This is a genomic window from Streptococcus sp. CL9.43 (assembly GCF_049737935.1).
In the GTDB taxonomy this organism is placed as follows: domain Bacteria; phylum Bacillota; class Bacilli; order Lactobacillales; family Streptococcaceae; genus Streptococcus; species Streptococcus infantis_I.
Genome location: NZ_JBKOTS010000001.1, coordinates 1 through 18387, shown reverse-complemented (window position 1 = coordinate 18387; position 18387 = coordinate 1). Strand labels below are relative to the sequence as shown.

Sequence of the window (18387 nt, the reverse complement as noted above, 5' to 3'; positions counted from 1 at the left end):
TTTAAACTTTGACATGTCTCTTAACGATTTTTTTTAATAAAGGAAAGCCTATGAAAATTAAAAAATTAGCAACTGTTAGTCTTTGCTCAACACTTCTTTTGACCTTAGTAGCTTGTAGTCAAACTCAAAAGACTTCTGATAGTACTGCTGAAACTTCAGTGACTCAATCACAATCGAATCAGGTTTCCTGGAAAGCAACTTATAGCAATTTGAACAATCAACCGAGTGCAGAAGAAGTTCGGAAAGCCTTGGCTGCACATTTGGATCAAGAAAGTGTCGATGCATTTTTCAATCTTGTAAATGATTACAACGCAACTGTCGGTTCAGTAGGCTTGACTGGAGATTTTTCTACATTTACCAAAACAGACTATGATGTTGAAAAGATAAGCAATCTTTGGGTACCTAAAAAGGGTGATTTTGTTGGTACCAACTGTCGTATTAACAGTTATTGTTTATTGAAAAATTCTATCGAAATTCCTAAATTAGAGAAAGATGATTCTCTCTTGTTTGTCGATAATGATGCCATTGACAAAGGAAAGGTCTTTGGTGCAGAAGACAAGGATGCTTTTGATATTTTATTCTCAAGAGTCAAGACCGAAGCAACGACAGATGTCAAAGTTCATGCTGAAAAGATGGAACAGTTCCTTTCTCAATTCAAGTTTAATGAAAATGGAAGAATGCTTTCCGTAGTCGTCCATGATGACTTGGATGGTCAATCCCTCTTTATTGGTCATGTCGGCATTCTTGTACCAAGCAAGGATGGCTATCTATTTGTTGAAAAGTTAACCTTTGAGGAGCCTTATCAAGCCATCAAATTTGCGTCCAAGGAAGATTGTTACAAATATCTAGATACAAAATACGAAAACTATACAGGAGAAGGTCTAGCAAAGCCCTTTATTATGGACAATGATAAGTGGGTTCAATTTTAAAGGAGTAGACATTATGGATGTATTGTTTGGACTGATAGTCTTATTCCTAATAGGGGTATGGGCTGTTTGGGTTATTAAAGGAAACCAGCAGAGACCAAGAAAAAATGAAAGGTTTATTGGTTATATCAATCGATACGATGAAGATGGAGAACCTTACCAAGCGGAGATTTGGGAAGTCAGTGAAGATAAGGACTAGACATATGGAATTACAAGATTTTACGAAACAAGAACAAGAAATGATTAAAAAGGGATTAACTTTCTCTAAACTTAGCGATAAGGAAACAACCGATAAGATTATCGCTCTAATCCCTCAAGAATACATTAAGCGTATTCCATTTTTTGTTAGAAAACATGCGATTACACGTACTGTTAAGAGAATTTCTCTTGAATATCCGGAATTGTACGCTGTTGCTGAACAAGAAGGTCAACTTCCTGAAAAGGAAGCTCAAGAATTGCGACAAATTCTTACAGATATTTTCCAAGAAAAAATGAATAAGCATAAAATCAAGTAGGAGCGCCTAAACGCTCATCTATTTGATTATATGCTTACTAATGACTAAAGCTAACACTCCATCATTCCCACATGCTATGCTGGGCTCTGACTCCATAGCTATCAATCGAACCATCTGAATTGAATTTGGATTCAATACGGTACCTTTTCCAGAGGTCGTAATCTGCTGTTTGAATGGTTAGGATAAAGTTGTTATCTTTATCAGAGACATTATAATCAGCTGGATTGACTTCAAAGATATCGATTAATTTTCGTGTTTGAAAATCTTGGAGCTTGAGATTTGCTAGCTTGACATGATTGATGGAAATTTTTTCTAGTTGTTTGCTATCCTTAGGTGTTCTGTAATAGGTGATGACGCAGTTTTTGAGTTGATCAGTATCTTTACCTGTGGGAGTAAGGCTCATAAAGCCGTAGGACTGATTATCCCGCTTGACTTCGAGAAGCTGACCGTAGTAGAAGTGGTCGTTTTTGGGATTGGTGATGGAACTCTCTGGATTTTTATCTTCGAAGCTAAAGCCTTGGTCCAAAAGCTCGGAAGCCTTGGTCTCACCGATAATGACAGTGGTATCTTGAATGGTTACTGAAACAGGTTGAGCCGGAAGGCCACTCATCATCATGCAAAACATAAAAACATAACTCGTTAAAAAAGCTGTCCCGATAAAAGCGTTGGTTGATGCATAGACATGACTGTTATGAAAGTTTTTTCTTATAGCCAGTACAACAAATTTACCAATACTTTTTAAAACCATACTAACAAGTACGATAAAAAATTGTTTTTTCAAACATTCATAAATGGCTTGAGGAAAGCTATTACTATGATAGTAGAAGACAGCCAATACGAGTAGATTTACGATTAAATAGATTAGCAAGAACCAATGAATCTCTTTAAGGGCATTAGCATCAGTGATTTCTTCATAGTCAACGTGAATTCTTCCTTGAATAGCATGGCCAAGTTTATAGATCCATTTTGGGACATCTTTCCCTTGTCTGAGCGCAACTACGAGTCTGATATAGAGATAGATAGTAAAGCACAAGGATAGAAAGAAAAAAGCATAAAATCCTAAAACAATAGTAGTGAGCATGACTACTTCCCCCGTTTTTCAATTGCTAGAGAACTATTTTGTTAGCTCCATTATAGCATTTTCTAGGGAAATAGAGCTAGAAATATCAGCAGTTTCCTTAAAGATAAAAAGATGAGAATCATTGCCATTTAAGCTTTACCGATTGTACTGATAGAAGGCGACCCCTTCTTACTTATTGTTTTATTGATTGGGAATTTGACAATAAAGAGAAAGATAAGATTTGAGAGAGAACATAAAGGAGTAGAGAGCCATGGGTAGAACGGTGATTATAGGTACTTTAATTGCTTTTACAATTTTTAATCTGCTACTCGGTCTGGGTTTTTATCTCTTTCTAAAAAAGAGGAAAGAGAATGGACAGTCATTGTACGAAACTCCTGTAAATCAACAAACTCGAACAGAAAAACTGGGTCTAGGCGAGATTTTGGTCTACCTGTCCCTGATTGCAATAGCAGGGATCTTTGCTTTTCAGACCTTAAATAGAGGTGGTGTGGGGAATTCTATTTTAGCCAAAATGATCCTCCTACCTGCTCTAATGGCTCTTTTCAATGCAAGAAAAAGGACTGGAAAGTCATTACTTGCCCTCCTTATAACCTTGATGGTCTTTCTAGTAGGAGTCATGTTCAATCTCACGATTGGTTTTCCACCTCAAGCACCGATTTTGCAAATTGATGAAAGTAAAATCATTTTAGCAGAAACAAAAGCAAGTGATCTGATGGAAGCTGGATTTGATATCTATGTAAGACAAGGTAATGGTGGTAGCGACTACGAAGACCTCCTGACAGATGGCAATTTCCAAAAGTATTCAGGAGATAAATCAGTCACTATCGAAAAAGGCTTCAAACTTGATAGCAATGCTGTTCCCTACGCTCCTTATCTAATAGCAAAAAATGGTATAGTGCTGGGCAGTATTTCTTTTTACGGTGCTGAGGACCAGGATGTGGCTTTAGAAGATTCTAAGGTTATTCAGATTCGATTTAATAAGGACAGCATTGAAGCAGCTAAGAAACATTCTATCACTTTCAAGTTAGATGAACTCGACTTGACTACTCGACTTGATATCCCGCTTGTTCAAGAAACTTTTAAAAAGCATATATGGTCAATTCCCCCATCAAATACAAGTGATGTCAATCAATTGTGGTACGGATTACAGTGGTCAAGTAACAGTGACTCTCTATTTTGGAATGAGTATTACAGCCTTATCCGTCTAGATGAAAATTATTTGATGACTGATTTTGAACTAGCTGCGAAAGTTGCGCGTGATGAGTAGATAGAATTTTGAATTGTTGATTATGCTTACGGATTCATTAAAGGAACTAGTTGACTTAGTTCCTTTTCTTGATTATTGAATTAAATTTAAAACGATTTCTATTTTGAAGTTAATTAGATTTCACGAACAAAATATTAAATTATTTTAAAAAGTTCTAAAAATACTTTACAAGATTGTGAAATCATGGTATAGTAATGAAGCTTAGAAAATGAGATGATGTTTTCTAGCAAATATAAACCCGAGTAAAAAATGCCTACGGACAGGCAGGGTTGAATGCCGAAGCGTGGTTGAAAAGCCGCATTATTGATAGGGTTAAAAGCCTACTTTTATAAGTTGATGTTAGGACATTAGTTCTAATTCGTATAGATTTGTTAGTGTGGTGAAAGCACACGTCATCTTGTGAAACGATCAATAAAGTACGTAATATTTGCTACTAGAGAGTTAGGAAACATCAGGAACAGACATACTCAAAAGAAACAAACATAAACACGTCAGTAGATTGTAGAGCAGGTGCCAACCTGCTCTTTTTTCATAAGTATCCTTTAGAGCCTTACACAAGGTGAAAATAACTATGATAAAGGAGTATGTCTCTAAAATGTTAAATCAAAACCAAGCTCCTATTTATGAGGGACTGGTCAAGTTACGAAAAAAAAGAATTGTACCTTTCGATGTACCTGGTCATAAGCGTGGCCGTGGGAATCCAGAGTTGGTTGAACTTCTGGGTGAGAAATGTGTTGGGATTGATGTCAATTCTATGAAGCCCTTGGACAATCTAGGACATCCCATTTCGATTATCAGAGAAGCGGAAGAGCTAGCGGCAGAAGCTTTTGGTGCTACTCATGCCTTTTTGATGATTGGTGGGACAACTTCATCCGTGCAAACCATGATTCTTTCCACCTGTAAATCCGGTGATAAAATCATCCTTCCTCGAAATGTCCATAAATCAGCTATTAATGCTCTCGTTTTATGCGGAGCTATTCCTATCTATATCGAGATGAGTGTGGACCCAAAAATCGGTATTGCTTTGGGGCTTGAAAATGAGCGTGTGGCGCAAGCGATTAAGGACCATCCGGATGCCAAGGCTATCCTAATTAACAATCCAACCTATTATGGGATTTGTTCAGATCTTAAGGGATTAACAGGGATGGCTCACGCCGCAGGAATGAAAGTCTTAGTAGACGAGGCTCACGGTGCTCATCTGCACTTTACAGATAAACTTCCTCTATCTGCTATGGATGCAGGAGCAGATATGTCAGCTGTATCTATGCATAAGTCCGGTGGTAGCTTGACTCAAAGCTCGCTCCTTCTCGTTGGTAATCAGATGAATCCTGAATATGTCCGTCAGATCATTAATCTGACACAGTCAACATCAGCATCCTACTTGCTAATGGCTAGTCTCGATGTTTCTCGTAGAAACTTAGCCCTTCGTGGTAAAGAGTCATTTGAGAAGGTCATTGAGCTATCTGAGTATGCTCGTCGTGAAATCAATGCCATCGGTGGCTACTATGCCTACTCAAAAGAGTTAGTAGATGGAGTGTCTGTTTGTGATTTTGATGTGACCAAGTTGTCTGTCTACACTCAGGGGATTGGTTTAACAGGTATTGAAGTTTATGATCTCTTACGGGATGAATACGATATTCAAATTGAATTTGGTGACATTGGAAATATCTTAGCTTATATTTCCATTGGGGACCGTATCCAAGACATTGAGCGCTTGGTAGGTGCTTTGGCTGATATCAAGAGACTATACTCACGAGATGGGAAGGACTTGATTGCTGGAGAATATATCCAGCCTGAGTTGGTGCTATCTCCTCAGGAAGCCTTTTACTCAGATAGAAGAAGTTTAACCTTGGACGAGTCCATCGGTCAAGTCTGTGGCGAATTTGTCATGTGTTACCCTCCTGGGATCCCAATCCTAGCTCCAGGTGAACGGATTACACGAGAAATTGTTGATTATATAAAATTCGCCAAAGAACGTGGTTGTTCCCTCCAAGGAACGGAAGATCCAGAGGTCAATTATATCAATGTCATTGAAAGAAAGGAGAACTAGATGGATTTATGGTTTTCTGAAGTTCATACTCCAGATGTCAAGTTAACAATGAGAACAGCCAAACAGCTTTATTCTGGTCAAAGTGAATGGCAGGATATCGAGGTTCTGGACACCCCAGCTTTTGGGAAAGTGTTAATTTTAAATGGGCATGTCTTGTTCTCGGATGCGGATGATTTCGTCTACAACGAAATGACTGTTCATGTTCCTATGGCTGTCCATCCCAATCCAAAGAAAGTCTTGGTTATTGGGGGTGGTGACGGTGGTGTTGCCCAAGTATTAACACTCTATCCTGAATTGGAACAAATCGATATTGTAGAACCAGATGAGATGCTGGTTGAGGTTTGTCGAGAATACTTCCCAGATTTTGCTGCAGGACTTGATGACCCTCGCGTCACCATTTACTACCAAAATGGACTGAGATTTTTGAGAAATTGTGAAGATGATTACGACATCATCATCAATGATGCGACAGATCCATTTGGCCATACGGAAGGGCTCTTTACCAAGGAATTTTACGGCAATAGCTATAGAGCCTTGAAAGAAGACGGTATCATGATTTACCAGCATGGTAGTCCCTTCTTTGACGAAGATGAGTCAGCATGTCGAAGTATGCACCGCAAGGTCAATCAAGCCTTTCCAATCAGCCGGGTTTATCAGGCACATATCCCAACTAGTCCTGCTGGCTATTGGTTGTTTGGATTTGCATCGAAAAAATATCACCCTGTCAAAGATTTTGACAAGGAAGGCTGGAAAAAACGCCAGTTATTTACGGAATATTACACTGCAAACTTACATGTGGGAGCCTTTATGTTGCCTAAGTATGTAGAAGACATTTTAGAAGAAGAGGAAGGAAAAAAATGAGTCGTTTATTAGTTATTGGATGTGGGGGAGTTGCCCAAGTTGCTATTTCAAAGATTTGCCAAGATAGCGAAACTTTTAAAGAAATTATGATTGCTAGCCGTACAAAGTCAAAATGTGATGACTTGAAGGCTAAATTAGAAGGCAAAACAAATACTAAGATTGAGACAGCTGCTCTTGATGCTGACAAGGTAGAAGAAGTGATTGCCTTGATCGAAAGCTACAAACCAGAAGCCGTTTTGAACGTAGCTTTGCCTTATCAAGACTTGACCATCATGGATGCTTGTTTGGCAACAGGTGTCCACTATATTGATACTGCCAACTATGAGGCTGAGGATACAGAAGACCCTGAATGGCGTGCTATTTATGAGAAACGTTGCAAGGAACTTGGTTTTACAGCTTACTTTGACTATTCATGGCAATGGGCTTACCAAGAAAAATTCAAAGAAGCTGGTTTAACAGCTTTGCTTGGATCTGGTTTTGACCCAGGGGTGACTAGCGTCTTTTCAGCATACGCTCTTAAACACTACTTTGATGAAATCCACTATATCGACATTTTAGACTGTAATGGTGGTGACCACGGTTATCCATTTGCGACAAACTTCAACCCAGAAATAAACCTACGTGAGGTTTCTGCGCCAGGTTCTTACTGGGAAGATGGAAAATGGGTAGAAGTCGAAGCTATGTCTATCAAACGCGAGTATGATTTCCCTCAAGTTGGGCAAAAAGACATGTACCTTCTTCACCACGAAGAAATTGAATCACTTGCCAAAAACATTCCAGGAGTTAAACGCATTCGCTTCTTTATGACTTTTGGCCAATCTTATCTAACGCACATGAAATGCTTGGAAAACGTTGGTCTCCTTCGTACAGATGCTATTAACTTTAACGGCCAAGAAATTGTTCCAATCCAATTCTTGAAAGCCTTACTTCCAGATCCTGCCAGCCTTGGCCCACGTACAGTTGGAAAAACCAATATCGGATGTATCTTTACAGGCGTCAAAGATGGCGTTGAAAAGACCATCTACATTTACAATGTTTGCGACCATCAGGAGTGCTATGCAGAGGTTGGATCACAAGCCATTTCTTACACAACAGGTGTTCCTGCCATGATTGGGACAAAATTAGTGATGGATGGTACATGGAAACAACCAGGAGTTTATAACCTTGAAGAGTTGGATCCAGACCCATTCATGGAAGCTTTAAATAAATACGGTTTGCCATGGGTTGTGGTTGAAAATCCACAAATGGTGGACTAATGAAATTAGAACAAGTACCAACACCTTCTTATATCATTGACTTAGGAAAATTAGAAGAGAATTGCCGCATTCTACAAGAGGTTCAAGAAAAAACCGGCTGTAAGGTTCTACTAGCTCAAAAGGCTTATTCTCTCTATAAAACCTATCCTTTGATTAGCAAGTATCTATCAGGTACGACAGCTAGTGGACTCTATGAAGCGAAGTTAGCTAGAGAAGAGTTTCCGGGGGAAGTTCATGTATTTGCACCTGCTTTCAAGGAATCAGATATGGAAGAGCTACTGCAAATATCGGATCATATTGATTTTAACTCAGAGAGACAACTTCGAAAGTATGGTCAACGTTGTCGTGAGGCTGGTATCAGTGTGGGTCTACGCCTCAATCCTCAATGTTCAACGCAGGGTGACCACGCGCTTTATGATCCTTGTGCTCCTGGCTCTCGTTTTGGAGTGACTTCAGATAAGATACCAAGTGATTTATTGGAATTGGTTGACGGACTTCATTTTCATACCCTCTGTGAGCAAGGGGCAGATGATTTACAAACGACTTTGAAAGCAGTAGAAGAGCAGTTTGGAGCCTATTTGCATCAAGTTAAATGGCTCAATATGGGCGGTGGACACCACATCACAAGAGAAGACTACGATGTGGATTTGCTGATTTCTGAGATTAAACGCATTCAAGAAACTTATAACCTTGACGTCTACATTGAACCTGGAGAAGCCATTGCCCTTAATGCGGGTTATCTAGCAACAGAAGTCTTAGATATTGTTGAAAACGGGATTGAGACCTTGGTGCTAGATGCCTCAGCAAGCTGCCATATGCCAGATGTTCTTGAGATGCCTTATCGCCCCCCATTGAGAGATGGATTTGAAGCGCAAGAAAAACCTTATACTTATAGACTCTCTTCAAATACTTGCCTGACAGGGGATATTATTGGAGATTACAGCTTTGAAAAACCGATTGAAATCGGTGATCGCCTCTATTTTGAAGACATGGCTATTTACTCATTTGTCAAAAATAATACCTTTAATGGCATTGGGCTTCCAAGTTTGTATCTCATGGATAAAGAGGGTGAGTGCAGTCTAGTCAAAGCATTTGGCTACCAAGACTTTAAGGAGAGATTATCATGATGGACAGTCCAAAGAAATTAGGTTATCGTATGCCTGCAGAGTATGAACCCCATCATGGGACTCTCATGATATGGCCTACTCGACCAGGTTCTTGGCCTTTTCAAGGCAAGGCCGCTAAAGCTGCTTTTAGCCAGATTATCAAAACTATTGCTCAGGGGGAAACAGTCTACCTTTTGGTTGAGGAGGACTATCTATCTGAAGCGCAATCCTATCTAGGAGACAAGGTTATTTATTTAGATATTCCGACAAATGATGCCTGGGCTCGTGATACTGGACCGACCATTCTCCTCAATGATCAAAGGGAAAAGTTGGCAGTTGATTGGTCTTTCAATGCCTGGGGTGGTGTTGTTGACGGACTCTACCAAGACTATGAAGCAGATGACCAAGTAGCCAGTCGCTTTGCAGAAGTTTTAGAGATGCCTGTTTATGATGCCAAACCTTTTGTACTGGAAGGTGGTGCTATTCACAGTGACGGTCAAGGAACGATACTTGTGACTGAAAGTTGTTTGCTCAGTCCTGGTCGTAATCCTCAGCTGACTAAAGAGGAGATTGAAAAGACCTTACTAGAGAGCCTTGGTGCCGAAAAAGTCATTTGGTTGCCTTACGGTATTTATCAAGACGAAACAAATGAACACGTCGACAATGTTGCAGCCTTTGTAGGCCCTGCAGAAGTTGTTTTAGCTTGGACGGACGACCAAGTTGATCCTCAGTATGCCATGTCTGCAGCTGATTTAGCTCTCTTAGAGAAGGAAACTGATGCAAAAGGCCGGAGTTTCACTATTCATAAACTTCCAATCCCAGCTATTCATCAAGTAGTTACAGAGGAGGATTTGCCGGGCTATACTTATGAAGAAGGCGAAGAGGAGCGTTATGCAGGTGAAAGACTAGCAGCTTCCTATGTGAATTTTTACATTGCTAATAAGTCTGTCTTGGTGCCACAATTTCAGGATGTAAACGATCAAGTGGCCTTGGATATTCTGAGCCAGTGTTTTCCAGACCGTGAAGTTGTCGGAATTCCTGCAAGAGATATTCTTTTAGGTGGTGGAAATATCCACTGTATTACCCAACAAATTCCAGAATAGGAGAAAAAGATGAGAAATGTAACGGTTGCAGCTATTCAGATGCAATGCGCTAAGGATGTGGAAACCAATATCCAAACAGCTGAACGTTTAGTTCGACAAGCTGCTGAGCAAGGAGCCCAAATTATTCTCTTGCCTGAATTATTTGAACGTCCCTATTTCTGTCAGGAGCGTCAGTATGACTACTACCAGTATGCCCAGTCGGTATCAGAAAATACGGCTATTCAGCATTTTAAAGAGATTGCCAAGGAACTAAAGGTCGTTTTACCAATCAGTTTCTATGAAAAAGATGGTAATGTCTTATACAATTCCATTGCTGTCATTGATGCGGATGGAGAAGTACTGGGCGTTTATCGTAAAACTCATATCCCAGATGACCATTATTATCAGGAGAAATTCTTCTTTACACCTGGAAATACTGGTTTCAAGGTCTGGGACACTCGCTATGCCAAGATTGGAATTGGGATCTGTTGGGATCAATGGTTCCCTGAAACTGCCCGTTGTCTTGCTCTAAATGGCGCAGAATTACTTTTTTATCCAACAGCTATTGGATCAGAGCCTATTTTGGATACAGATAGTTGTGGTCATTGGCAACGTACCATGCAAGGACATGCAGCAGCAAATATTGTACCAGTTATCGCAGCCAATCGTTATGGTTTAGAAGAAGTCACTCCTTGCGAGGAAAATGGAGGACAAAGTTCCAGCCTTAACTTCTACGGTTCCTCCTTTATGACCGATGAAACAGGAGCTATTTTAAGTCAAGCCGAACGACAAGATGAAGCAATCCTCTTAACCACTTATGACCTTGACAAGGGAGCAAATGAGCGCCTGACCTGGGGTCTCTTTAGAGATAGAAGACCGGACATGTATAAAGATATTGTCAGATGAGAAAAAGCCTCCAAGAGGCTTTTTCTTTATATACTATATTAATTTTTGATAAAGTATTAGAAATCTGATAAAATGGGGTATAAGAAGTTAATAAGAAAGAGAATCACCATGCAAACACAAGAAGAAATGAATGTTCTGGTACCTGAAAAACTAGCAGAAATTGAGCGTGATCATGATGTTACTGTTTTGTGGGCAATTGAGTCTGGTAGTCGCGCTTGGGGCTTTGAGTCTCCAGATAGTGATTTTGATGTACGTTTTGTATACAAGCACAAGCAAGATTTTTATCTAAGCTTGAACGATCATCGCGATGTCATAGAACTACCAATTGACGATACATGGGATGTGAGTGGTTGGGATTTGGACAAGGCTTTAAAGTTGCTTTATAAGTCAAATCCAACCCTCTTTGAGTGGTTACAGTCGCCAATCGTTTACCAGCAAGATTCAGATTTTATTGACCGTATCCGTCCGCTTGTTAGTCAGTATTTTTCCGAGAGAAAGATGCTCCACCATTACTTGAATACAGCTAGAACTCAAATGAATAAGTATCTTTCAGGAGATAAGGTCAAACCTAAAAAGTATTTCTATGCTTTGCGTCCAATTTTAGCTTGTCGTTGGATTGAAAAACATCACTCTGTTCCACCGATTTTGTTTGATGATTTGGTCAAAGAACTACTCCCTGATGAAATGAAAGAGTATGTGTCTAGATTGCTTGATATAAAGGTAAAGGGACCCGAAGGCATGGAAATTGAGGCGATAGAGCCAATTCAGGACTTTATCATTAAAAATATCCAAGAGCTGGATGACTACGTCCAAAGTGTTACAGAGGAAAAGAAAGACTGGAAAGCTCTCAATCAATTTTTCCTTGAAGAATTAAGTCGTGACTGAGGTTAGATATGGGAAAATGGACTTGTAGATATGGTCAAGCAATGAAGGACCACAAAGCGCCTGATCTAAATACATATTCGGTTTATTTGGATGAGTTCTTAGCAGAAATTTCTCAAGCTGAATTATTTTAAATGATATTCTATCATTGTAATTACGGTAATTATTTGTTATAATACTTCAAAGGAGGAAATCAGATGGTAGTAAAAACAAGAAAACAAGGAAATTCAATCACCATTACCATTCCAAGTGAATTCAATATTCCAAGTGGTGTTAAATACGAAGCAAAATTGTTACCAAGTGGTGAAATTATCTTTACTCCCGAAGAGTCTGGACATCAGATTTCTTATGTATCTGATGATGCCTTTGACTTAAATTTGGACAAAATTTTTGACGAATACGATGATGTTTTCAAAGCTTTGGTGGAAAAATGACAGTCTATCTGACAGAAAAGCAAATTGAAAAAATCAATACTTTAGCAATTCAACGGTATTCACCTAATGAAAAAATTCAAACAGTTAGTCCTTCTGCCTTAAATATGATTGTCAATTTACCAGAACAATTTGTCTTCGGTAAACCTCTTTATCCAACAATTTTTGATAAAGCAACGATACTGTTTGTCCAATTGATCAAGAAGCATGTTTTTGCCAACGCTAATAAACGAACTGCTTTCTTCGTATTGGTGAAATTTCTACAGTTGAATGGCTATCTTTTTTCTGTAACAGTTGAGGAAGCGGTCGATATGTGTGTAACTATTGCAGTAGAATCCTTAACAGATGAAAGATTATCTAGCTACACCAAATGGATTTCTGAACATTCATTTAGAGTTAATGGCAACAATTAAGCTTGGATGTTTAAATCCTATAAGAAAAAAATAGATAAACAGACAGTATTAGAATTCTGAAATACAGAAATCTAATATTTTGAATATGTCAAACATTCAACCTTATTAAATAAAAAAAGTAGCCCCCTCAGGCTACTTTTTAAAATTCTTTGTAAACATAAGTATTTTCGGGTTTGTCTACTTTGATGAAGGACTTGACTTCAAGGGTTGGGAGGACTTGGTTGAGTTCCTTGTGATAGTGATTCCTAATCTTGCCTTTGACTCTCACCCAAGTGTTATTTTCGTACTGATTAGTGTTTCCAGTGGTCAAAAGTCCAAAAACTCCTGAATCAGCGATACAGTGCATAATACCAAAACGAAAAACAAATTGACTATTGATATGATTTGGATCGTTGTAGACAAAACCAGTAAACTCTACTTCCTTGCCTTCAAATTCATTTGGAAAATCGTAGATAGCTTCCATGACCTCCAGGTAATTTTCATTATTGATAACTATACTAGATTGAGCTAAGTATTTATCAGCATTCTTCCGAATAATATTTTCATGAGCTGTTTGTGAATAAAAGCGACTGGTATCCGGCTTAAGATACTGACTGCTCGTTCCTTCACTTGCTTGGATTGCCTTGTCAGTTCCTTCCGACAAAGGGAAATAATATCCTTTTGCCGATACTGTTTGTGAATCCAGAGTGACAGTTGGAAATGTAAATCCAACTAACAAGGGTAAACTTAAGAGGACAAAACTAGCAAGCTTGGCTGAAAAACTATGTAAGTGACTATGTTCTTTCAAACGCTTGAGGCAAATATAGGCTTGAACGATGGCTAGTAACAAAGATAAAAACATAGTGATATAAGCCAGATAAGAGTAGTGGAGGTTTATATACTGATTGAGCTTACCTGATAGACGCAGATAAAGGGTTAAGATAAAATAGCCAAATAAGATAAAAAATCGAATCATAGCATCACCCCGACTAGATAAGAATAGACAAGAACAACAAGAGTTACAATTGCCATGAATTGCCAAATAAAGCGGTTTTTAAGATAATTCTTCATCATGAGTAGGTTCTTGACATCAAGCATGGGACCTATAACCAGAAAGGCAAGCACTGGAGCAAAGCCAAAACTAGAGAGAAGTGAAGATCCAATAAAGGCATCCGCTTCACTACAGAGGGATAGAAGGAAGGACAAGACCATTAGAAGAACAATCGCAAGTAGTGGTGTTGCGCTGATAGATGTCAGGATACGAGTTGGAACATAGACTTGGACTATACTGGCAAACAGACAGCCAAAGACTAAGTAACGCCCCATTTCAAAGAATTCATCAATAGCTTGGATAAAGACCTGAAGGATTTTTTGACTTTTAGTCAAATGAGAGAAATTATGCTCATGGCAAGCCAATCTATTTTCTTTTTGGATAGGTCCCTCCCAGAAAAATCCAAGAAAGATACCTAATATAGTAGCAACAAGAATCGCGCCCAAAGCTCTTAGGAAAACCATTTGAATTGAATTACCAAAGGCTGAATAGGTCGCAAAAAGTACGATGGGATTAATGATAGGAGCCGTTACTAGAAAAGGTACCGCTGTATAGCTAGGAACCTTCTTTTCTAAAAAGCGGTTGATGATCGGAACGATTCCACACTCGCAAGAAGGGAAGAGGAAACCGATGAAGCTACCAAAAAAGATTCTCCCCAAGCGATTTTTAGGGAGAAATTTATAAACCTTCTCAGGTGTGACATAGACTTCAATGGCACCAGAGATAATGCTACCAATTAAGACAAAGGGTAAAGCTTCAATGATAATTGAAAGAAAGATGGCTCCAGCTTGTAGCACACTAGAAGGTAAACTTTGAAAGAGTGTCATCTATTTTTTCTTTTCTGCCTTATCTTTCTTTTCTTTGTCATCTGGAAATGTTACTTGCTTTAAATCAGGTAGTTTAGCGAATTCTTCAAACATCTTATCTAAGTCATCAGTTTTTGTAAATTTAACAGCCATAAGGCATACCTCGATTCTTTTAGTTAAGACTATTATACTATTATTTCTGAGAAATGTTTGGATTTTAAAATAAACATGGCTTTTATCTTTATAAAGTTGAATGAAAGCATCAAATTAATGAAAACAAGCTTTCTTCCTTATGGTATAATAGTTCCATGGATAAAAAATATGAAAAAATTTCCCAAGATTTGGGTGTAACTTTAAAGCAGATTGATACTGTTTTGTCTTTGACAGCAGAAGGAGCAACCATTCCCTTTATCGCTCGTTATCGTAAGGACATGACTGGTAGTTTGGATGAGGTGGCTATCAAAGCTATTATCGACCTTGATAAAAGTCTTACCAACCTCAATGACCGTAAGGAAGCAGTTTTAGCAAAAATCAAAGAGCAAGGTAAGTTGACCAAAGAGTTAGAAGAAGCCATCTTAGCTGCTGAAAAACTCGCAGACGTTGAAGAACTCTATCTCCCCTATAAGGAAAAACGCAGTACTAAGGCGACAATTGCGCGTGAGGCGGGACTCTTCCCACTTGCTCGTCTAATCCTACAGAATGTTTCTGACCTAGAAAAAGAAGCAGAAGCATTTGTCTGTGAAGGATTTGCTACGCCCCAAGAGGCCTTATCTGGGGCAGTTGATATTTTGGTTGAAGCTCTCTCTGAGGATGTCAATTTGCGTTCGATGACTTATCAAGAGGTCCTTAGACATTCTAAGATTACTGCACAAGTCAAGGACGAAAGTTTGGATGAGAAGCAAGTCTTTCAGATTTATTACGATTTCTCAGAGACGGTTGCTAACATGCAGGGCTACCGTACACTTGCCCTTAATCGTGGTGAGAAGCAAGGCATTTTGAAGATTGGCTTTGAGCATGCGGTTGAACGTATTCAAGCCTTCTTTGCTGCTCGTTTCAAGGTTAAGAATGCTTATATAGATGAAGTGATTCAACAATCTGTTAAGAAAAAAGTATTGCCGGCTATTGAGCGACGTATTCGTACTGAATTGACAGAAAAGGCAGAAGAAGGAGCTATCCAACTCTTCTCAGAAAACCTTCGGAATCTCCTTCTCGTAGCACCACTAAAAGGGCGCGTGGTTCTTGGATTTGACCCTGCCTTTCGTACAGGTGCCAAGCTTGCGGTCGTTGATGCGACTGGTAAGATGCTGACAACACAAGTCATTTATCCAGTCAAACCAGCCTCTGCCCGTCAGATTGAGGAAGCTAAGCGTGATTTGGCAGATCTGATTGGCCAATACGGTGTTGAAATCATCGCTATCGGAAATGGAACTGCTAGTCGTGAAAGTGAAGCTTTTGTCGCCGAAGTGCTCAAGGATTTTCCAGATGTCAGCTATGTTATCGTTAATGAGAGCGGTGCTTCTGTCTATTCTGCCAGTGAACTTGCTCGCCAAGAATTTCCAGAACTAACCGTTGAAAAACGTTCTGCTATCTCAATCGCTCGTCGCTTGCAAGACCCACTTGCTGAATTGGTTAAAATCGATCCCAAATCCATAGGTGTCGGCCAGTACCAGCACGATGTAAGTCAGAAAAAACTATCTGAAAGTCTTGATTTCGTGGTGGATACAGTGGTTAACCAAGTCGGTGTCAATATCAATACAGCTAGTCCAGCCTTACTTTCACACGTTGCAGGACTTAACAAAACGATTTCAGAAAACATTGTTAAGTATCGTGAAGAAGAAGGTAAAATCACTTCACGCGCCCAAATCAAGAAAGTTCCTCGCCTAGGTGCTAAGGCCTTTGAGCAAGCTGCTGGCTTCCTCCGTATCCCTGAAAGTTCTAATATCCTTGACAATACAGGAGTTCACCCTGAAAACTATACTGCGGTCAAGGAACTCTTTAAACGCTTAGATATCAAGGACTTAAACGAAGAAGCGCAAGCTAAGCTCAAGTCTGTATCAATTCAGGATATGACTCAAGAGCTAGAACTTGGCCAGGAAACTCTTAAAGATATTATTGCAGACCTTCTCAAACCAGGTCGTGATTTCCGTGATTCTTTCGATGCTCCAGTTTTACGCCAAGATGTTTTGGATATGAAGGACTTAAAAGTTGGCCAGAAGCTTGAGGGCGTTGTTCGTAACGTCGTTGACTTCGGTGCCTTTGTTGACATTGGTATTCACGAGGATGGCCTGATTCATATCTCTCACATGAGCAAGAGATTCATCAAGCATCCGAGCCAAGTCGTTTCAGTTGGTGATTTGGTAACAGTTTGGGTAAAGAAAATCGATGTCCAACGCGAAAAAGTAAATCTGTCGCTCCTTGCACCAGATGAATCTAACTGATTACGTTAGACAAGTCTCTTTAGAGGATTTTGGAAAACCTTTCAAACACCAAGCTAAATGGAATACTCGTTTACGGTCGACAGGTGGACGTTTTTTCCCTAAGGATGGTCATTTGGATTTCAATCCCAAAGTATATCAAGAACTTGGTTTAGAGGTTTTTCGTAAAATTGTTCGTCATGAGCTCTGCCATTACCATCTTTACTTTGAAGGCAAGGGCTATCAGCATAAGGATTTAGCCTTTAAGAAACTTCTAAAAGAGGTCGACGGTCTCCGCTTTGTTCCTCCCTTATCAAGTGACAATCAAAAGCCAAATTTAGTCTATGCTTGTCAGTCTTGTCAGCAAATCTATCAAAGAAAGCGAAAAATCGATACCAATCGTTATCGTTGTGGTCTTTGTCGTGGAAAGCTCCTCTTGTTAAATCGGCCTAAGGACTGATGTAACAAATCTAGCTTAGTGCTATACTAAGATTAAGAAATCCGAAAGAGGAATAAATTATGAATACAAAATTTTATAAAATGAGAAGAAATCGTATGGTATCAGGTGTACTTGCAGGTCTATCTGATAAGTGGAATCTTGATGTAACCCTAGTTCGTTTCCTTTTTGCAATCTTTACAATCGCAAACTTCGGACTTGGAATCATCATCTACATCATTCTAGCCTCTATCTTGCCAACAAAGGAAGATATCGAAGCAGAAATGTACGGAACAGGACCACGTAAGATAAAAGAGGCTGAACCTATCAATGATGACGAAGGTTGGTTTTGCTAACCATATTACCATTCATTTGAAGTATTAAACCCTTGTAGTATCAAGGGTTTTTCTTTTGCTTAAAAATTTGTGGTAAACTAATAGTAGTTCATATCAAAAAAATAATCCAATCTTACAAAAATGTAAGATTACAGACCTCTTTTGTAAGGTTGCGTTATGGAACCAACTCTTTTTTTAGAGTACACTTATATCAGAAAGATAAAGTAGCAATACTATGAAAAATATTTTACAAAAGAAACAAACAAGTAAACCAAGTCCAAAAGAGATCGAGCGAGTTCAGCTCGGTTGCTCTATTATGCAGGCTCAGTTTCAATTAATGGGATATTAAAAAGGAGATTATCATGACACTATTAGATGTAAAACACGTTCAAAAGATTTATAAAACTCGCTTTCAAGGCAACCAAGTAGAGGCCCTGAAAGATATTCACTTTACCGTTGAAAAAGGCGACTACGTTGCTATCATGGGTGAGTCTGGATCTGGTAAATCGACTCTACTCAATATTCTTGCTATGCTTGACAAGCCAACGCGTGGCCAGGTCTTCCTAAATGGAACTGACACAGCTACCATT

At 39.1% G+C, this 18387-nt stretch carries 21 protein-coding genes; 17 read left to right on the top strand and 4 right to left on the bottom strand.

Annotated features, from left to right (window positions below; translation table 11 throughout):
* The first annotated feature begins 50 nt into the window (after window positions 1-50).
* From ACLNCS_RS00105 to ACLNCS_RS00095, 3 genes are read left to right on the top strand one after another with little or no spacing between them, the layout of a single operon-like run.
* On the top strand, window positions 51-929 hold the full coding sequence (locus ACLNCS_RS00105) for a DUF4300 family protein (RefSeq protein ID WP_424846572.1): 879 nt from the start codon (window positions 51-53) through the stop codon (window positions 927-929).
* A gap of 13 nt (window positions 930-942) precedes the next feature.
* Window positions 943-1125, top strand: coding sequence for a hypothetical protein (locus ACLNCS_RS00100; RefSeq protein ID WP_424846570.1), 183 nt, complete (start codon window positions 943-945; stop codon window positions 1123-1125).
* 4 nt (window positions 1126-1129) lie between these two features.
* Window positions 1130-1441, top strand: coding sequence for a hypothetical protein (locus ACLNCS_RS00095; protein ID WP_424846568.1), 312 nt, complete (start codon window positions 1130-1132; stop codon window positions 1439-1441).
* Window positions 1442-1502: 61 nt separating this feature from the next.
* Here ACLNCS_RS00095 and ACLNCS_RS00090 read toward each other — a convergent pair whose 3' ends face one another.
* A complete protein-coding gene (locus tag ACLNCS_RS00090; RefSeq protein WP_424846566.1) occupies window positions 1503-2522 on the bottom strand; it encodes a hypothetical protein in 1020 nt (339 codons plus the stop codon).
* A 250-nt stretch (window positions 2523-2772) separates the two neighbouring features.
* On the opposite strand from ACLNCS_RS00090, the gene ACLNCS_RS00085 reads away from it, so the two are divergent.
* The 10 genes from ACLNCS_RS00085 (at window position 2773) to ACLNCS_RS00040 (ending at window position 12776) form a co-directional block, all read left to right on the top strand.
* On the top strand, window positions 2773-3789 hold the full coding sequence (locus tag ACLNCS_RS00085; protein ID WP_424846564.1) for a hypothetical protein: 1017 nt from the start codon (window positions 2773-2775) through the stop codon (window positions 3787-3789).
* Window positions 3790-4384: 595 nt separating this feature from the next.
* Window positions 4385-5839, top strand: coding sequence for an aminotransferase class I/II-fold pyridoxal phosphate-dependent enzyme (locus tag ACLNCS_RS00080; RefSeq protein WP_424846562.1), 1455 nt, complete (start codon window positions 4385-4387; stop codon window positions 5837-5839).
* Complete coding sequence (gene speE, locus ACLNCS_RS00075) at window positions 5840-6700, top strand: polyamine aminopropyltransferase (RefSeq protein WP_084857435.1); 861 nt, start codon at window positions 5840-5842, stop codon at window positions 6698-6700.
* A complete protein-coding gene (locus ACLNCS_RS00070) occupies window positions 6697-7956 on the top strand; it encodes a saccharopine dehydrogenase family protein (RefSeq protein WP_074325005.1) in 1260 nt (419 codons plus the stop codon). The genes speE and ACLNCS_RS00070 overlap by 4 nt, the downstream gene beginning before the upstream one ends.
* Window positions 7956-9083, top strand: coding sequence for a carboxynorspermidine decarboxylase (gene nspC / locus ACLNCS_RS00065; RefSeq protein ID WP_424846559.1), 1128 nt, complete (start codon window positions 7956-7958; stop codon window positions 9081-9083). Before ACLNCS_RS00070 ends, nspC begins: the two co-directional genes overlap by 1 nt.
* The gene (gene aguA / locus ACLNCS_RS00060) at window positions 9080-10165 is read left to right on the top strand and encodes an agmatine deiminase (RefSeq protein ID WP_424846557.1); all 1086 of its coding nucleotides are present in this window, start codon (window positions 9080-9082) and stop codon (window positions 10163-10165) included. The genes nspC and aguA overlap by 4 nt, the downstream gene beginning before the upstream one ends.
* 9 nt (window positions 10166-10174) lie before the next feature.
* On the top strand, window positions 10175-11050 hold the full coding sequence (gene aguB, locus ACLNCS_RS00055) for an N-carbamoylputrescine amidase (RefSeq protein WP_424846555.1): 876 nt from the start codon (window positions 10175-10177) through the stop codon (window positions 11048-11050).
* Between the two features lie 108 nt (window positions 11051-11158).
* On the top strand, window positions 11159-11935 hold the full coding sequence (locus ACLNCS_RS00050; RefSeq protein ID WP_424846553.1) for a nucleotidyltransferase domain-containing protein: 777 nt from the start codon (window positions 11159-11161) through the stop codon (window positions 11933-11935).
* 194 nt (window positions 11936-12129) lie between these two features.
* Complete coding sequence (locus tag ACLNCS_RS00045) at window positions 12130-12366, top strand: AbrB family transcriptional regulator (RefSeq protein WP_000260607.1); 237 nt, start codon at window positions 12130-12132, stop codon at window positions 12364-12366.
* Window positions 12363-12776, top strand: a complete 414-nt coding sequence (locus tag ACLNCS_RS00040; protein ID WP_424846550.1) for a type II toxin-antitoxin system death-on-curing family toxin — start codon at window positions 12363-12365, stop codon at window positions 12774-12776. Before ACLNCS_RS00045 ends, ACLNCS_RS00040 begins: the two co-directional genes overlap by 4 nt.
* A 139-nt stretch (window positions 12777-12915) precedes the next feature.
* On the opposite strand, the gene ACLNCS_RS00035 is transcribed toward ACLNCS_RS00040, so the two are convergent.
* The 3 genes from ACLNCS_RS00035 to ACLNCS_RS00025 are packed head-to-tail and all read right to left on the bottom strand — an operon-like array spanning window position 12916 to window position 14765.
* The gene (locus ACLNCS_RS00035) at window positions 12916-13731 is read right to left on the bottom strand and encodes a TIGR03943 family putative permease subunit (protein WP_424846548.1); all 816 of its coding nucleotides are present in this window, start codon (window positions 13729-13731) and stop codon (window positions 12916-12918) included.
* Window positions 13728-14633, bottom strand: a complete 906-nt coding sequence (locus tag ACLNCS_RS00030) for a permease (protein ID WP_424846546.1) — start codon at window positions 14631-14633, stop codon at window positions 13728-13730. Before ACLNCS_RS00030 ends, ACLNCS_RS00035 begins: the two co-directional genes overlap by 4 nt.
* On the bottom strand, window positions 14634-14765 hold the full coding sequence (locus ACLNCS_RS00025; protein WP_000268695.1) for an SPJ_0845 family protein: 132 nt from the start codon (window positions 14763-14765) through the stop codon (window positions 14634-14636).
* Window positions 14766-14920: 155 nt separating this feature from the next.
* On the opposite strand from ACLNCS_RS00025, the gene ACLNCS_RS00020 reads away from it, so the two are divergent.
* The 4 genes from ACLNCS_RS00020 to ACLNCS_RS00005 form a co-directional block, all read left to right on the top strand.
* Complete coding sequence (locus ACLNCS_RS00020; protein ID WP_424846544.1) at window positions 14921-17050, top strand: Tex family protein; 2130 nt, start codon at window positions 14921-14923, stop codon at window positions 17048-17050.
* Window positions 17037-17486, top strand: a complete 450-nt coding sequence (locus ACLNCS_RS00015; RefSeq protein ID WP_424847154.1) for a SprT family protein — start codon at window positions 17037-17039, stop codon at window positions 17484-17486. The genes ACLNCS_RS00020 and ACLNCS_RS00015 overlap by 14 nt, the downstream gene beginning before the upstream one ends.
* Window positions 17487-17545: 59 nt before the next feature.
* Window positions 17546-17818 carry a PspC domain-containing protein gene (locus ACLNCS_RS00010; protein ID WP_424846542.1) on the top strand — a complete coding sequence of 91 codons (273 nt, stop codon included), beginning with the start codon at window positions 17546-17548 and terminating at the stop codon, window positions 17816-17818.
* A gap of 341 nt (window positions 17819-18159) precedes the next feature.
* Window positions 18160-18387: ATP-binding cassette domain-containing protein (locus ACLNCS_RS00005; protein ID WP_424846540.1), on the top strand; the 228-nt coding region annotated here is incomplete at its 3' end.

Excerpts from the sequence above, each read along its gene's own strand:
- ACLNCS_RS00105 (WP_424846572.1), top strand. The coding sequence starts at position 51 with ATGAAAATTAAAAAATTAGCAACTGTTAGTCTTTGCTCAACACTTCTT.
- ACLNCS_RS00100 (WP_424846570.1), top strand. The coding sequence starts at position 943 with ATGGATGTATTGTTTGGACTGATAGTCTTATTCCTAATAGGGGTATGG.
- ACLNCS_RS00095 (WP_424846568.1), top strand. The coding sequence starts at position 1,130 with ATGGAATTACAAGATTTTACGAAACAAGAACAAGAAATGATTAAAAAG.
- ACLNCS_RS00090 (WP_424846566.1), bottom strand. The coding sequence starts at position 2,522 with ATGCTCACTACTATTGTTTTAGGATTTTATGCTTTTTTCTTTCTATCC.
- ACLNCS_RS00085 (WP_424846564.1), top strand. The coding sequence starts at position 2,773 with ATGGGTAGAACGGTGATTATAGGTACTTTAATTGCTTTTACAATTTTT.
- ACLNCS_RS00080 (WP_424846562.1), top strand. The coding sequence starts at position 4,385 with ATGTTAAATCAAAACCAAGCTCCTATTTATGAGGGACTGGTCAAGTTA.
- speE (WP_084857435.1), top strand. The coding sequence starts at position 5,840 with ATGGATTTATGGTTTTCTGAAGTTCATACTCCAGATGTCAAGTTAACA.
- ACLNCS_RS00070 (WP_074325005.1), top strand. The coding sequence starts at position 6,697 with ATGAGTCGTTTATTAGTTATTGGATGTGGGGGAGTTGCCCAAGTTGCT.
- nspC (WP_424846559.1), top strand. The coding sequence starts at position 7,956 with ATGAAATTAGAACAAGTACCAACACCTTCTTATATCATTGACTTAGGA.
- aguA (WP_424846557.1), top strand. The coding sequence starts at position 9,080 with ATGATGGACAGTCCAAAGAAATTAGGTTATCGTATGCCTGCAGAGTAT.
- aguB (WP_424846555.1), top strand. The coding sequence starts at position 10,175 with ATGAGAAATGTAACGGTTGCAGCTATTCAGATGCAATGCGCTAAGGAT.
- ACLNCS_RS00050 (WP_424846553.1), top strand. The coding sequence starts at position 11,159 with ATGCAAACACAAGAAGAAATGAATGTTCTGGTACCTGAAAAACTAGCA.
- ACLNCS_RS00045 (WP_000260607.1), top strand. The coding sequence starts at position 12,130 with ATGGTAGTAAAAACAAGAAAACAAGGAAATTCAATCACCATTACCATT.
- ACLNCS_RS00040 (WP_424846550.1), top strand. The coding sequence starts at position 12,363 with ATGACAGTCTATCTGACAGAAAAGCAAATTGAAAAAATCAATACTTTA.
- ACLNCS_RS00035 (WP_424846548.1), bottom strand. The coding sequence starts at position 13,731 with ATGATTCGATTTTTTATCTTATTTGGCTATTTTATCTTAACCCTTTAT.
- ACLNCS_RS00030 (WP_424846546.1), bottom strand. The coding sequence starts at position 14,633 with ATGACACTCTTTCAAAGTTTACCTTCTAGTGTGCTACAAGCTGGAGCC.
- ACLNCS_RS00025 (WP_000268695.1), bottom strand. The coding sequence starts at position 14,765 with ATGGCTGTTAAATTTACAAAAACTGATGACTTAGATAAGATGTTTGAA.
- ACLNCS_RS00020 (WP_424846544.1), top strand. The coding sequence starts at position 14,921 with ATGGATAAAAAATATGAAAAAATTTCCCAAGATTTGGGTGTAACTTTA.
- ACLNCS_RS00015 (WP_424847154.1), top strand. The coding sequence starts at position 17,037 with ATGAATCTAACTGATTACGTTAGACAAGTCTCTTTAGAGGATTTTGGA.
- ACLNCS_RS00010 (WP_424846542.1), top strand. The coding sequence starts at position 17,546 with ATGAATACAAAATTTTATAAAATGAGAAGAAATCGTATGGTATCAGGT.